General features: G+C 38.2%; 12 protein-coding genes. 1 reads left to right on the plus strand and 11 read right to left on the minus strand.

The genetic code is table 11. The annotated features are described in order from the left end of the window. The 9 genes from FJ366_03765 to FJ366_03805 form a co-directional block, all read right to left on the minus strand. The coding region (locus FJ366_03765; GenBank protein ID MBM3894682.1) for a uracil-DNA glycosylase at positions 1-454 on the minus strand (454 nt) is incomplete at its 3' end. An 18-nt stretch (positions 455-472) separates the two neighbouring features. Further along, positions 473-1,561, minus strand: a complete 1,089-nt coding sequence (locus FJ366_03770) for a hypothetical protein (protein ID MBM3894683.1) — start codon at positions 1,559-1,561, stop codon at positions 473-475. Next, positions 1,552-1,812 (minus strand): preprotein translocase subunit YajC, encoded by a 261-nt coding sequence (locus tag FJ366_03775; protein MBM3894684.1) that lies wholly within the window; start codon positions 1,810-1,812, stop codon positions 1,552-1,554. Before FJ366_03775 ends, FJ366_03770 begins: the two co-directional genes overlap by 10 nt. Positions 1,813-1,852: 40 nt before the next feature. Then, positions 1,853-4,228, minus strand: a complete 2,376-nt coding sequence (locus FJ366_03780) for a hypothetical protein (GenBank protein ID MBM3894685.1) — start codon at positions 4,226-4,228, stop codon at positions 1,853-1,855. After that, positions 4,225-4,782, minus strand: coding sequence for a hypothetical protein (locus FJ366_03785; GenBank protein ID MBM3894686.1), 558 nt, complete (start codon positions 4,780-4,782; stop codon positions 4,225-4,227). Before FJ366_03785 ends, FJ366_03780 begins: the two co-directional genes overlap by 4 nt. Further along, a complete protein-coding gene (locus tag FJ366_03790; GenBank protein ID MBM3894687.1) occupies positions 4,779-6,395 on the minus strand; it encodes a hypothetical protein in 1,617 nt (538 codons plus the stop codon). The genes FJ366_03785 and FJ366_03790 overlap by 4 nt, the downstream gene beginning before the upstream one ends. Beyond that, complete coding sequence (locus FJ366_03795) at positions 6,396-9,371, minus strand: hypothetical protein (protein MBM3894688.1); 2,976 nt, start codon at positions 9,369-9,371, stop codon at positions 6,396-6,398. Between the two features lie 9 nt (positions 9,372-9,380). Beyond that, positions 9,381-10,475 (minus strand): hypothetical protein, encoded by a 1,095-nt coding sequence (locus tag FJ366_03800; protein ID MBM3894689.1) that lies wholly within the window; start codon positions 10,473-10,475, stop codon positions 9,381-9,383. Positions 10,476-10,546: 71 nt separating this feature from the next. Then, positions 10,547-11,524 carry an AAA family ATPase gene (locus FJ366_03805; protein ID MBM3894690.1) on the minus strand — a complete coding sequence of 326 codons (978 nt, stop codon included), beginning with the start codon at positions 11,522-11,524 and terminating at the stop codon, positions 10,547-10,549. A 126-nt stretch (positions 11,525-11,650) separates the two neighbouring features. On the opposite strand from FJ366_03805, the gene FJ366_03810 reads away from it, so the two are divergent. Further along, positions 11,651-12,223: a hypothetical protein gene (locus FJ366_03810; GenBank protein MBM3894691.1), complete on the plus strand. Its 573-nt coding sequence runs from the start codon at positions 11,651-11,653 to the stop codon at positions 12,221-12,223. A 17-nt stretch (positions 12,224-12,240) separates the two neighbouring features. Here the strand turns inward: FJ366_03810 and FJ366_03815 are convergent, their stop codons facing one another. Together FJ366_03815 and FJ366_03820 are read right to left on the minus strand one after the other, a co-directional pair. Further along, positions 12,241-13,035: a hypothetical protein gene (locus tag FJ366_03815; protein ID MBM3894692.1), complete on the minus strand. Its 795-nt coding sequence runs from the start codon at positions 13,033-13,035 to the stop codon at positions 12,241-12,243. A gap of 3 nt (positions 13,036-13,038) precedes the next feature. Beyond that, positions 13,039-13,796 (minus strand): ABC transporter ATP-binding protein (locus tag FJ366_03820; protein ID MBM3894693.1); only part of this gene is annotated, 758 nt, incomplete at its 5' end.

Raw genomic sequence — 13,796 nt, forward strand, 5'->3', positions numbered from 1 at the left:
AAAAAACTTTGGTTGCACAAGCGCCAAGCGTTACAATTATTTGCGGCTGAATAATGCTCAGTTCTTCGTGCAGGCATGCGCTCGCCCATGCCATGCATTCAGCATAATCAGGTGTTTTGTTGTTTGGTGGTCGATACTTTACCACATTTGTGATGTAGAGCTCTTCTCTCTTGATTCCGTGTTGCAGCAAAAGCTCAGAAAGCAGTTTTCCAGATTTACCAACAAATGGTTTTCCTTGAATCGACTCTTCTTTTCCCGGTGCTTCGCCAATAAAAACAATCTTTGAGTCCTTGTTTCCAAACCCTGCAATAAACTGTTCTTGCGGGTTAAAGTATGGTAAATGAGTGTTCTTTTTTGTTTCAGAGAATAACCTTTGTAAGCGCTCTTCTTTTGACAAAGGTACGTTAAACTCGGCGCTTTTTTGGTGCGTTGGCGTATTCATAACTCTATCCATTTTTTTGTATCATTTTGACTATGATTTTGTCAGAGAATGAGCGATTGTAAAAATAAAAATAAGAGCTCCTGAAATCCCAAAACTTAGTTGAAAATCAAGCCCGTATAACACGAATGGATTTGAATTGAGTGCCGCGAGTGTAATAATTGAAAAAAGATGCAAAAGCTGGGCGCTTTCTCCCAGAAAAAAGGCTAATCCAAGAAGCAGATTCATAGAAAATGCGCGAATAAATGAGATCGAGGGCGATGAGATGAGATAGTATGCAATTGTCACACTTGCAACAATAGCCCGAGAAAACCAGTGTGGAAGCAAAAAGTACTGTAGTATCCAGATAAGTAGTGCCGCAAAAACAATTAAGTGAATTCCTGATCGCGCAAGAAAATGAGAAATTCCCCATCGCTCAAAAAGATCCCTTGTTTTTGATGGCAAATATTCGTTTTTTCCCAAAAAAATGCTTTTGACAAGGCCTTGGGCGTCGCGTGATAAATTATTTGCAATCGCGTCGTTTATGCGCATTTTAATACGCGTTGTTTTGCTTGGTTGGCCAGGCGAGTGTGTGCAGTTTTCGGGGCTGGTGAAAAAAAATCCAAGACAGTGTTCTTTGTAAAGAAATGGCAGCAGATCTGGCTTTGGTATTTTGAAGTAAATATTTCTTATTTCCATTTGATCGTCAGGCTTTATTTTGCTTGAAAAGCAGCCGATAATTCGGGCGGTTGTAAACCACGGCGAGGTCAACCAAACGTCGTCCACGAAATATGAAATATCGTGCAAAATGATTACTTTTTGCCTGCCGTGTGGTTTGATTTCTTCTATTTTTCCGCGGACCATAATTGATTTGTTTGCGCACTGTTCGCTTATTCTTTTTAGAAAATAGCCAGGAGTTGCACTTACAAATGCGCTGAGCAGCAAGCAAAAATAGAGCGTTGTTATGGCCGAAAATACAGAGCCCCGTTTATGAGCCAAAAAAACAAGAGGAATGCTTGCAATAAGAATACATAAAATCATGCTCGGGCTTGAAATTAATGAAAGCGGTTGCCACAGAATGCCTACGATAGACCCTATCAACGCTGGGAAAAGTGGAACGGGGAGTCTTTTTTTTAGGTACATTTTTTATCTAGAGCTGTTTTATGAATTTCAATGAGTGAGCCGTCGTACATTTCTAAAATAACAAAATCACCCTCTTTTTTTGAAATATACCCAACAATTCCGCTTGTTGTGATGATTCTTTCGCCAAGAGCAAAATCGTTCTGCTGTGAAGAAATTTGGCTGTTTTTGTCTTTTATTAAAAGCGTGTATGAAATTGCAAGGGCAATAAACGGTGTTACCGTAACGAAAAAAGAAATTATGGAGTCGACCATTGGTTTTGATAAGGCTACAATTTTTATTCAAAATTACAGCTTATCTCTGGCCTTCTTGGCTAACAAATTTGTTTAAAAAAGACGCAGTTTTTTGATTTTTAGGATTGATCTCTTCTTTTGGCGGGAGATCATCTTCTGGTTTGTTTTGATAGTGATCAGCTTTTTTGTAGTTCATCGCCGAAGGAATTGAGCGGCGCTCTGTAAAGTTGTCGATCCATGAGAATCGATTTGATTTTACATCGTCAAGCGCAGAAGAAATGGTTGATTTGCGAGGTTTGAAGAAAAAGTGTTGAACAGGATCAGAGCTCTTTCCATATGACTGGAAGTTAAAGATTTGTCGCTTTGCATAATCGATTTTAAATTCAGTGTATGGATCTGGTTTTTCGGTAGACTCTGGCTTGACCAGACTTGGCCTAATAAAAATATACAAATTCTTTTTGTCGCTTGTTTTCTTTTTTGATTTAAATAAATTGCCGATAAGAGGAATGCTTGCAAATGGCTCAAATCCGTAGATCGTGTCTGTTTGTTTTGATCGTGTAAGACCGCCAAGAATCAGAACTTCGCCTTCCGCCATTGCGGCACGAGTCTCGATACTTCGAGTTGTTTTGTTGTTTCCAACTTGAATTTCGTTGCTTGTGGTAGAGCCTTCAAAGTCTTCAAAATTAATTTTGATATCAAGATCGACAATCCCTTTTGAGTTTATGCTTGGCGTAATGTTAATTGAGTTAAGAGCTTTATTTTCTTCTTGTTCCCGCAGGCCTTGAACGTTTTTAAATGCACCAATCACATTTTGTGTTTTTCCCGCAGAAAAAGTAGCTTTTTTTCGGTTTCCCACAACGGTAAATGGTTGAGTAATAATATTTGCGTTTGTTTCGCTCATCATTGCGCGCAACACTGCCCATAAGTTATTGCTCGGTCCAATTGATAGCACCGCGCCAGTAGTTGCAGATGATGTTCCGGCTTCAAGCATCGAAGCCCCTGCAGATGGTTTTGGGGTTGTTTCTGTAAGCGTTGCAGTTCCATATGAAAGAGTGTTATCAAGAAACTTGCTTAAATTTTTCTGCCGAAATTGCATCCCTAGCTGTCGACCGGCGTTTGAAGATACGTCGATTACCAGGACCTCAAGAGCGATTTGTCGTTGAGGTCGATCAAGCTTGTCGATTAGCTTGTTTATTCTCATCCAGTCTTCTTTTCCGCACGTTACAATGAGCCTGTTTCCACTGCCGTACAAACCGCCTGACTGTGATGGTGTTTCTGCAACAATATTTACGTCTTCAAAAAATTTATTATTGGCCAGATCCTCTTTTGAAATGCCTTGTGGGGGTTTTATAATATTTGTGATGAGTTTTTGCATTTGCTCTGCGGGAAGGAATCGAATATCGCGAATATGAACGCGTGTTTCTGCAATCGGCTCTACATCTAAAAATGTATTAATAAAATCTTTTATCCGCAGAATGTCTTTTTCTTGGCCAATTAAAATTAAGGTATTTCTGACCGGGTCAGGCATAATTTTTACGTTTGGAGAAAAGTAATTAACCTCTGTTTTGTTAAGCGACAAAAATTTAATCGCGTTGTCTGCTTTGTTTTTTGGTCCAAGTAGTTGATCGTTAAATAACTTTGCGATAGCAATTGCACTTTCGTAGTTAAGTTTTATGATTTGAATCGCTTGTCGTAAGCCTGTTTGATCGAGCTCTTCGATAATTTGCATAGCAGCTTTAATATTTAAAGATTTTTCTTTCATGAATAAGACGTCTAAGTCTCTATTTATTTCAACAGCACTTCTGTCGGCAAACATTGTATTTAAAATACTTTGTGCATTCTCTGCTTTAATATTACGTAAAAAATAAACGTATCGAAGAACCTGATCGGTTTCGGGTAAATCTTTTGGGGTCGTTCCGGTTGCCGAAGAATAAATAGTAAGAGGTTCTCGGCCATTTTCTTTTGAGTTTACGATGCGATAAATGTTTCCAACCTTGTTCATCGTAAAGCCATTAATTTCTAGCAGTGTTGGCAACATATCCCATGCTTGAGCAACGGTAAGAGGTTTGTAGTTGTACAATGAAATGGTGGCATTCCCCAAATCTTTGTGAGGAATAATGTTAATATTTTTTCGTTCGGCTAAAAAATTAACAATCGCAGCAACAGATGTTTTTTCAAAATTGAGTGAAAGTATTTCATTATCAATGCTACTTGCATCTTCTGGCGACAGCTCTTTGGCTACTTCTTTTTTTTGCTCAGTGGTTTTTTCTTGCTTTTCAGCAAGCGGCGATTCTTGGTTGGCAACTATCAACTCTGTATTTGGTGTGATTGCAACAAGCGGCGGAAGTTGTGGTAATTCTGAAGCGTTAAGAGCACCCCAGGTTCCCAAAAGTATAATTGAGTAGAAAAAAAGATACGTCATTTGTTGTTTGATCATTCTTCAATCGTCCTTTTAAAACGTTTTGCGGCTACAGTAAGTTTTATTGCTAAAGTTTTGTCATTTTTTTCGATGGATAACTCTTTTAACGTTAAGAGCTCATCTTTTTCAATAGCATCGATATATTGAACGATGTCTTTCATTTTAATGTTTTTTATTTGAGCGTGAAGCGATTCTTCTTCAAATCGGTCATTTCCATTAATTTCTTTTATTTCTGCGGTGTCTGACCATCCTGGCTCGGGGGTCATTTTTGTTGCTTGGCAAAAGCGTTCAAAGTAGCTTTTAAGTCCAGTAAAATCCTTTTTTTTAGTTAGTGTTTCTGCAAGATTATCTTCTTCTTGAATGACTGCATTGTATTCGCTGATGAGAAGATCTGCTTTTCCGGTTAATTCACGCGCAATTCGAATATTTCTGGCAAGGTTTCTACTTGTTGTTGTTATGTACCAAAAAGAGAACCCCAGCAGAAGGGTCAAAAAAAGAGTAAGCCCTAATAAGTATTTTCGAATAAGATCTGCCGGCGTTGTTGTAATAAATTTTGCTATCAATTTTATCATGATTCTTCTTCTTTTGAGTCGCGCATTTTAAATCGTGCGGTAAACTTTACGCCATGAGCATCGTCAGAATAACTATTTTCGGTATCTTTTGTGAGCATAATCCCTTTTGAGCTATTTAAATGTTTTTCAAATACTCCAAAATCGCTGTAATGCGCATCTGTTTTTGATTTAAATATTCCATCAAGAGCTGCACGAGGGGATTTGTCATCTTCGCTCAGTGTAAAAGATATTGCTGAAACATTTAAATTAAAGGCGCGCTGATCAATAAGCTGTGTAAGTTCGTATAAAAATTCGAGTGCGCGAAGATTTTTCCCACCAAACATATTTATTTCTTGTTCTTTTACAAAGTCTTCAATTGTTGAAATTGCTCGTTTGAGTGTTGGTTTACGCATATCTGCAAATTGTACGGGAAATTTTTCTGAAAGTTTTTTTAGTTGATTCTTTTCAATTGCCTCAAGGGTTTGTTCGAGTTGAGAAATTTGTTGATATCCAAAAAAACTTAATGAACTTGCGCTCAAAAAAATGAGAAGTAAAAACATATAAATATTGTGAGAGATTGTTCTTGCTGTCGTTTCTTCTACTGCTTCTGTGGTTAAAGAAATTTTGTTTTCTGTTTTTACGAGCAATACGCTTCCAAGCGCTGCAGCGTATACCGAAGAGTCGAAGGAATCGGTTGATGATCCTTCAAGAGTAATTTCCTTTGAAAAACATGCCTCGTGCGAAAAAACTTCAACAGCTCTGGTTGTTTTTGCAGAGAGATTTTTTAGCAGTTGTTCGGTGTCTTCTGGTGGTTGCATAAAAAAGAGAGATTGTTCGAGTTGATCTTGTGCGAATTTAAATCCAAGTGCATCAGCGCTAAATAAAATTTTATCGATCCATTCAGCATATTTTTCTGTATTAAGGGTTAGTTTATCGTCTTTTGAAAACAGATGTGATTTCCCAATTGTGATGTTTTTTACGGTTCTGAGGTATTCGCCTTGAGCAAAAATTAATTGCGTATAGTTTTCATGTGGATCCACGATTATTCGAAGTGTTATTTTTTCGTTTGCACGTGGTTGAGTTGCTGAAATAAGGGCAACAATTCCTTGAGCATCAACGGTTATTCCTGTTGGTGCTACATGAGCTAATTGATACGGAGAAAAAAGTTCATGCAAAACATTTTTTTTCAGCGTTGCGGTGATAATTTTATATGCACCATCGGTTGTTTGATCATTGATCGCAAAACCGGTGTGCCCTTCGATTGGGCTGAATGGTAAGTGTGGTTCAAGTTCTTCTTCTAAAATTAAAGCAATTTTTTCTCGATCGTTAAATGGCAGTTCAATTTCTTTAAAAATCGAGGTTGCAGATGATTCTGTAATAATTATTTGATCAAAAGAACCAAGTGACGAAATAATTTTTTGTAATTCGCTAGCGGCTGTTTCATCAGCAGAAGTGCCTTGCTCTTTGGTAAAATTAAATGGAACAATTGTGTTAGATTTAACCAGCATTTTGTTCGGAGAAACGATACACGATAGAGCAACAAAAAAACCATCTCTCATAGCCAGAGAAAGAACTTTTTGGCTCAAGAACAATTTTTGTTTGCTGTAGGTCGGCAAAAAGAGTGAAAGCACCATTTATCTAACACCTTTTATCTGGTTAACAACGGCATCGTTTTTTGCAATAGCGACTTCATTTTTTGGTTGATCATACGATGCAAGTAGTTTTTTTAGATTGTTTCTGTGGTTTGTTATTGGAGCAAGATGTTGTTCTTGTGTTTTATCACCAAAACTTAATGTTTGCTTGAGTTTTTCTCTGCGGTCTTGTTGTTGAGATATCAATTCTTGAATTTCGGCTGTTTTTATAGGAATTGCGTTGATGATTGTTCTTTCCGGAGCTTTTGCCAACGATTCTGGAAGAATTTGCGAGCTTGCAGGTGGTTCAATTAATTTTTTTATTGCTGAGCGTTGACTACTCAAAGACTCTGCTTGTGATGTTTGGCTGTCTGGGTTTGCAAGAAGTTCTTTTAGTCGAGATCGTTTTTCGCTTGAATATGTGGGAAATTGAATTTCTCTATCTAAGCTTTCTTTTGGCATAATAATATCGTTAGGAATTTTCGGTGCAGGATGTTCTGCCATTTCTGATGAAATTTCACTTAATATGGTTTTCTTTTTAGAAGGAGAAGAACTTTTTTTTCTCGAGAAAGCCTTTGTTGCCTCGGTTTTTGTTTCAACGTCTTTTTTTGATGATTTTTCTGCTTTTTCATTTGATTCAGTCATTCTTCTTACAACCAAATCATTCTCATATTCATCCTGAAAATCGAGTCGATTTTTATCTTTTATTCCGGGGTTGTAATATGGATCGTGAGCAAGGTCGACGGTTGATGGTTGGAATCGCGCAGAAGCAAAATCATCAACTTTATGAAAGTAGCTTTCTTTGTTTGGATTAAAGAATAAATCATGAATTGGGTCTTGCGTTACACTGGTAAGTACCGAGTCGGCAACGTCTTTACGAGCTCTGTGCAATTTCATTCGTGTATATGGATCGATTCCCTGACTTGAGCGTGGTTTTACAACGGTCGGACAGATAAAGAAGAATGTGTATACCTTAGAAACTTTTCGTGTTTTGTATTTTAATAACCATCCAAGAATTGGAATTGATGAAAGGATTGGCATCCCGTCGGTAAAGCCTTCAGTTATTTTGGTTTTTGCGTATCCTCCCAAGACAAGAACTTGTCCGTCTGCGCATGCAAGGGTGGTTTTGAGTGTTTTGTTGGTCGTATCTCCTCCGCCACTTCCAACAGTAAATTCATTTAAAGAGATATCGATACTTAGGTTAACAAGTCCATCAGAGTTGATTTGAGGTGTATACGTATACGATGTTGCGACAGGCTTTGTTTCATAAGAATTTGAGTTACCTGTTTGACCGCTATAAACAGCCGAGATGATTCGACGAGACTCCCCGACAGAGAATGTTGAGGAAACCCTGTTTGCAATAGTCATAAACGAATTATCAACAAGACTTGTGTTAAAATTTTGATTTACAATATTAAACAGTGCCCAAGCCCCTCCAGATACTTTGCTTATCGCAAAAGATGCACTGCCAAGGGTCAGGTTATTTAAAATACTGCTAAGGTCTCCTGCAAGGGTTTTACTCGATGTTTCACCGGCAGTCACAATTGGAGCCATCGCAGCTGCTTGCCAGCCAATATTAGAAAATGGCTGATCGCTTTTTGGCATTCTCATTTGTCCGCCAAGTTCTTTTCCATCTTGCAAATCAATATCGACCACAAGTGTTTCTATCACCACCTGTGGTTGAGGTGTATCAAGCTGTTTGATGGTTTGCTTAAGCATCTTCCAATCTTTTTTGTCGATACACGAAACAAGGAGTGAGTTGCTTTCTTTATCGACTTCAAAGCGCATTTTTTTGAAGTATTTTCCTCCCATCCGCACCCCACCAAATTTTTCTGTTCCCGAATCTGTCTGGCTGTTTACGATGTCATCCAAAAGCGTTTTCATGGTTTGTGCGTCACTGTATTCAAGTTGATAGCGGTGAATTGGAGAATCTACTTGAGGTTCTTCTCGTTCAATATATTTCGCGATAAATTCTTCAATCTTTTTAATTGATTTTTGGTTTCCCAAAAGAATCAGTGAGTTACTGCGGTCTTCAGCAATAATTTTTGTAGTTGCAGAAAAATATTCAGTACTTTCTTGGGTTTTTCCGAGTAGGCGCGCAACAATTGCATTATTGTTTCGATCTCCTGCGCTTTTGGTCATTTCTTCAAGCAGTTTTTTGACATCTGAAGCGTCATTTTTTTTCAGGGGAATAACAGCAACTTCTTCGCGCAGACCAGTATTATCAAGCTCGTTGATAATGGTCATTGCGGCTTTAATGTTGTGACATTTATCGGTAAGAACATATCCGTTAACATTGTCTTGGCGAACAATATCGCCACCGGGTCCAAGCATTCCTTTGAGTAGTCCTTCAACTTCACTTGCCTGAATGTTTCTTAAAAATGTTACAAATCTAATGCTTTGGTCAGAATCTGGCAGCGTGTGAGCGGGAACGTTAATGTATGCAGGCAGAGGCTCTGTTCGTTTTGCATCTTGCCGCAAAACGCGGTACGCATTTCCTGCTTTGTTGATAGTAAATCCAGCCATTTCAATAACGGTTAAAAAAACCTCCCAAACATCTTTTTTGCTTAAATCGGTGCGCATGTTAAGTGAAACTTTTACGCCCTGAGTATCTTTTGTCGGGATAACATTAATTTTGCTGAGTTGGGCGACAAAATTAATGAAATTTTCTAAATCGGCGTTTTCAAAATTTGGCCTGATAGCAAGTTCTTCTTTGTCTTCTTCTAGAATGTCAGAAATCGATGGTTCGTCTGGGCGGTCGCCAACATCGGATACATTTTCTGGCGGTGGGAGATTTGGATTGTATACAAAAATTTCTTTGGCCCCATGAGATTTTTTAGGAGATGAAGCCTTGCTGAGCAATTCTTCGATTTCTTCTTTGTGCGAAGAGTGTTTTTTTTCAGGCGCACAATACGTAGATGCTTGAAGCAAAAACGTTACAAGGATTATGAGTATTTTGGTTACATTTTTCACACGCATATCTCCCTGCTACCTAATTCGTGACGCATATGCTCGCGACTTAACATTGTCGGCAAGCTGCTTTCGCATTGATTCTATCATTTCATTGTACGCTTCGTCGGTCATCCGAGAATTATTTTTCTGTGGTTTGGTAAAATCTGTTTTTTTATCAGAATCTTTGGAGGATGATGGCATTTTCATACGATGTTTTTCAATTACTGTAAGATGTTTTTTCAATTCTTTTTTATCACGTAAAAGTGTGATGGTAAATTCTTTTGGATAATCTTTATTGGTGAATAACTCGTAAACACTCATTCTGTTTTTCATGTCATTGATAGGTTTTTCATGAATAGCTGTTAACACATCGCCTTCTTTGATTCCCAAAGATCCCGCAAAAGAATCTTGAGCTGTGTTGCAAATTTTAAATCCACTAATTTGATTGTTTTTGTAGATTGGACTTAGGTCAAATTCTTTGAGGAAATCGCCAACGGATTGGATTTTTGAGCAGAAAAGACTTTTGCTGATTTCGTATTTATTTTCACCTTTTTCAACGCCAAATTTTAGCGAATTTGAGTCAGGTTCGTCTTTTCCTCCGAGTGATTCAAGGGTTACGTTTTTGCGTAAGAAGAATGTTTCTTGTTGACCATTTGACCGCAAGATAACAATTCTTTCTTGTCCAATTTTAATGATTATCCCATCTTTGATTTTGTCTCCAACGTGGTACATCGCTTCTTTGTTTGTTTCGTCAGAAATCATAGCTACGCTTTTGTCGATTCGCTTTGGAGAGAAAATTATTCCGCTAATCGAAATGGATAGTGGTGGTGCTAACTTTACCAAATTGTTTTTTGGAGCTTGTGGTGGGGTTGGAGATGAAAATTGTGGAGCAGCTGGAATATCAAGTGTTTTAATGGCGGGTTCTGTGGGTTTTTCGAATAATCCAAAAATTTCTCGTGGACCATATAATTCGTCCAAAGAAACCTGAGGATTTGCTAAAGACTTTTTTTTCGCTGGAATCGTAGTACTGTCTCCACGAGGGACTGCTTGTTTAAATGAGAGCGAAAAAAAAAGCGTGAAGCACAGCATGCACAAGAGAAAAGAGTTTACTGCCCACAAGTGTTGGTTCATTATATCCGCCGATTATTTTTTATTGTTTGTACGAAAATAGTAGGTAAGTTTTTTTGGTGTCAAGATCATACTTACGGCGATTGCAATGTTGAAATGATTTTGTCAAGCATCATGTCAGAAGTCAAACTATCAGCTTCTGCTTCGTATGACATAATAATTCGATGCCTGAGTGTATCATGAACAAGAGCTTTTACATCTTCTGGGATAACAAAATGACGTTTTTTGATAAATGCTAAAGCTTGAGCTGCTTTTTGAAGCGCGATTGTTGCTCGAGGTGAAGCTCCAAACGCAATTGCTTGTTTTGCATCAACTCCAAAAGCCTCAGGGTTTCTGGTGGCATGCACAATCGAAATAATATAATCAGTGATTCGCTCATCAACAAAAATATCTTTGACGCATGCTTGAGCATCAAGAATGTCCTGGTGAGAAAGAACTTGCTGAACGGCGTGAGTTGAATTTTGCCTTGAGACAATTAATTTTTCTTCTTGTTGTGTTGGGTAGGTAAGGTGAAGCTTGAACATGAATCTGTCAACCTGAGCTTCAGGAAGGTGGTATGTTCCTTCTTGATCGATTGGGTTTTGTGTTGCAAGAACCAAAAATGGAGAATCAATTTTAAAGGTCTGTTCACCAATCGTAACTTGATGTTCTTGCATGGCTTCGAGCAAAGCAGATTGAACTTTTGCGGGAGATCGATTGATTTCATCGGCAAGAAGAATGTTGGTAAAAACAGGTCCTTTTTTTGTGATAAATTCGCCTGTCTTTTGGTTGTAAATAAGTGTTCCCAAAAGATCACTTGGAAGTAGATCTGGAGTGAATTGGATACGTGAAAATTGCAACCCTAAGGCAAGGCTTAAGGTTTTGACCATAGTTGTTTTTGCAAGACCAGGAACACCTTCAAGAAGAACGTGTCCATTGCACAGCAGGCCGATTAAAATACGTTCAATATTAAGGTCTTGTCCAACAACAACTTTTTGGATTTCAGTTTTGAGTGTTTGCCAGCGAGCGCCTTCTGATTTAATGCGCTCTACAATTTGTGGATTGATGCTCATCGTTTTGCGATCTCCCAGATTTATTATTTACAGGGCCACATTCTAGCAAAAAAATATCTGTTTGTTTCCATTTCTTTGTTTTTTTGCTATCTAATCGCGAAATTAATCGTCGCCTGGAGACATTTTGTGATATTGGTAATCCTTATTGGTTTTTTGTGTTTTAATGTTTTTTCGATAGATCAAGTTGTTTTTAATCATCGAGTTAGAAGTAGAGATACAGAGCATCAATCTTTTTTAATTAGGCAAAATGTACTTATTGTTGATCCTGAAAAAGATTTAGTAAGAGTGGCTGTTGAAAAACATACTCCAAGATTTGAAACATTTGATTTTCCATTTATACCGATAGGTTTTGCTTCTCCCGAGAAAGAATCTGTTTTTGTTCAGGATATCTACAGCTTACAAATTCAAGGCTGGGTTCAGTATAACGTTCCGTTTTTTCCGAGCGAATTTAAAGCATATTCATGTGCTTCGAGTAATTTTTGCACTGCTTGCAATACTTATTGCCTTTTGGGTGAACGTGCACTTGAAGCAACTTGTGGCTGGTTTCCCAGAGTGCTTTTTGGTGAGTCGAAATTACACGCGATTAATAGCCGCGAATGCGGTTGTGAAGATTGTGAGCGAGATTTTCTTGTAGCTGAAAGCTTTAGTTCTTTGAGTGTTGATTACGACGGAGACGAAGAGGATAGTTATTCTCCGTAGATTGATCGCTTGATGAGTTATTCTGTCAAGCGAGCAAGACCACTCTTTTTTGCTTTATTAAAGTTATACACAAAAAGAGCTATTCCAACTGCGGCATACAAAAGTCCTAGGAAGTATCCTTTTATTAAAAATGGAGTTGCATCTTGACCGTTTTGTAGTAATCCGCGCAAGCCCTGAAAGACTGGGGTCATCGGAAGAAAGCTGCTGATAGTTTTTCCCCATCCTGGAAGAACATCTATGGGAAAATATGCGCCACAAAAAGGCAGAAAAAACCATGTGAAAACAAATGCCAATTCAATACTTCTTTTCCCGAATAAAATTAAAAAACTCAGTGCTGTAAAACCGAGCCAAATGCACGATAAAAATAATGGTGGTGCAAAAACTATAAAATTATATGCAAGATCAGAAAATGATACGTCATAGAGTGTTACCGCAAATCCAATTCCTGCAATTGCCGTAATGGTGCACCCTATTGCAGTAAATATAATTGAAGCACAGATCCATTCTGCTAGTTGCAACGGAAGTGAAAAAAGATTTACTACATTACTTGACCATAGTTCTTCATTTAAAAAGGTGCATAAATAATTGCAGCCTCTGCTGCAAACTTGAAAGCAAAGCAGGCAAACGATAGCAATTAAGGAGTAGTTATTGAATTCACTCGCGTGTGACCGAGAGACCCACATGCCAAGATATCCAAACATAAGTACATCAAGAAGTGGCCAATATAAAAAAAAGAGTGGAATATTCGGATCGTGTTTCCATAGCCGAAGATGGCGCAGCGTAATTGCCCACACAGAAGAAAAAGAAATCATTTATTAATCCTTTTTGGTAAGTGACAAAAAATAATCTTCAAGCGAAGGCTTATCAATCGATATCGATGAGTAATTTGCACCAACGCTAGCGAGTTGACTTAGGAGTCGAGCGACTTGATGTTCGTCGATTGTGATTGAAATTTGAGCGCCCAAATTTGTGTGAATAATTCCTGAGTGTTTGAGTTGTTCTAGGGCCGCAGAAAGATTTTCTGTGATATGTAGGTGAACATGTGTTTGAGAAATTGTTTTAACAAGTTCTGCGGGAGAATTGTTGGCGATAATTTCTCCCTTTTTTAGAACCAAGATGCGTCCGCAAAGTTCAGCAACTTCGTCCATGTTGTGAGATGCTATAAGAAATGCTGATTGGGTGTTTTTTTTGTACTCAAGAATAAATTTGCGAACCTCGATTGCAATGTCCGGATCAAGTGACGCGGTAGGTTCATCGAGTAAAATAATTTCTGGGCGAGCGATGAATGCTTTTGAAAGCATAACTCGTGTTGACTGTCCAGCCGAAAGAGAGCCTGTTTCGGCGTCTCTCTTGTCCCAGATGTCAAATGATTTTAATAAGAGTTCTATTTGTTGCTTGCGAGTATTTGCCGAAAGACCATAAATTCGCCCCACAATATCAAGATTCTCATAAACCGAAAGTCTGTGCGGCAGTCGTTCATATCCGCTTGCGTATCCAATTTTTGCCAGACATTTTGTGCGGTTGAGAAAAAAATTGTCTGAAAAATAACTGATTTCTCCAGAGGTTGGCGTAA

It is taken from the genome of Candidatus Dependentiae bacterium (assembly GCA_016871815.1).
Classification (GTDB): Bacteria; Babelota; Babeliae; order Babelales.

Coding starts and splice junctions, on each gene's coding strand:
- FJ366_03770 (MBM3894683.1), bottom strand. CDS start 1,561: ATGTACCTAAAAAAAAGACTCCCCGTTCCACTTTTCCCAGCGTTGATA.
- FJ366_03775 (MBM3894684.1), bottom strand. CDS start 1,812: ATGGTCGACTCCATAATTTCTTTTTTCGTTACGGTAACACCGTTTATT.
- FJ366_03780 (MBM3894685.1), bottom strand. CDS start 4,228: ATGATCAAACAACAAATGACGTATCTTTTTTTCTACTCAATTATACTT.
- FJ366_03785 (MBM3894686.1), bottom strand. CDS start 4,782: ATGATAAAATTGATAGCAAAATTTATTACAACAACGCCGGCAGATCTT.
- FJ366_03790 (MBM3894687.1), bottom strand. CDS start 6,395: ATGGTGCTTTCACTCTTTTTGCCGACCTACAGCAAACAAAAATTGTTC.
- FJ366_03795 (MBM3894688.1), bottom strand. CDS start 9,371: ATGCGTGTGAAAAATGTAACCAAAATACTCATAATCCTTGTAACGTTT.
- FJ366_03800 (MBM3894689.1), bottom strand. CDS start 10,475: ATGAACCAACACTTGTGGGCAGTAAACTCTTTTCTCTTGTGCATGCTG.
- FJ366_03805 (MBM3894690.1), bottom strand. CDS start 11,524: ATGAGCATCAATCCACAAATTGTAGAGCGCATTAAATCAGAAGGCGCT.
- FJ366_03815 (MBM3894692.1), bottom strand. CDS start 13,035: ATGATTTCTTTTTCTTCTGTGTGGGCAATTACGCTGCGCCATCTTCGG.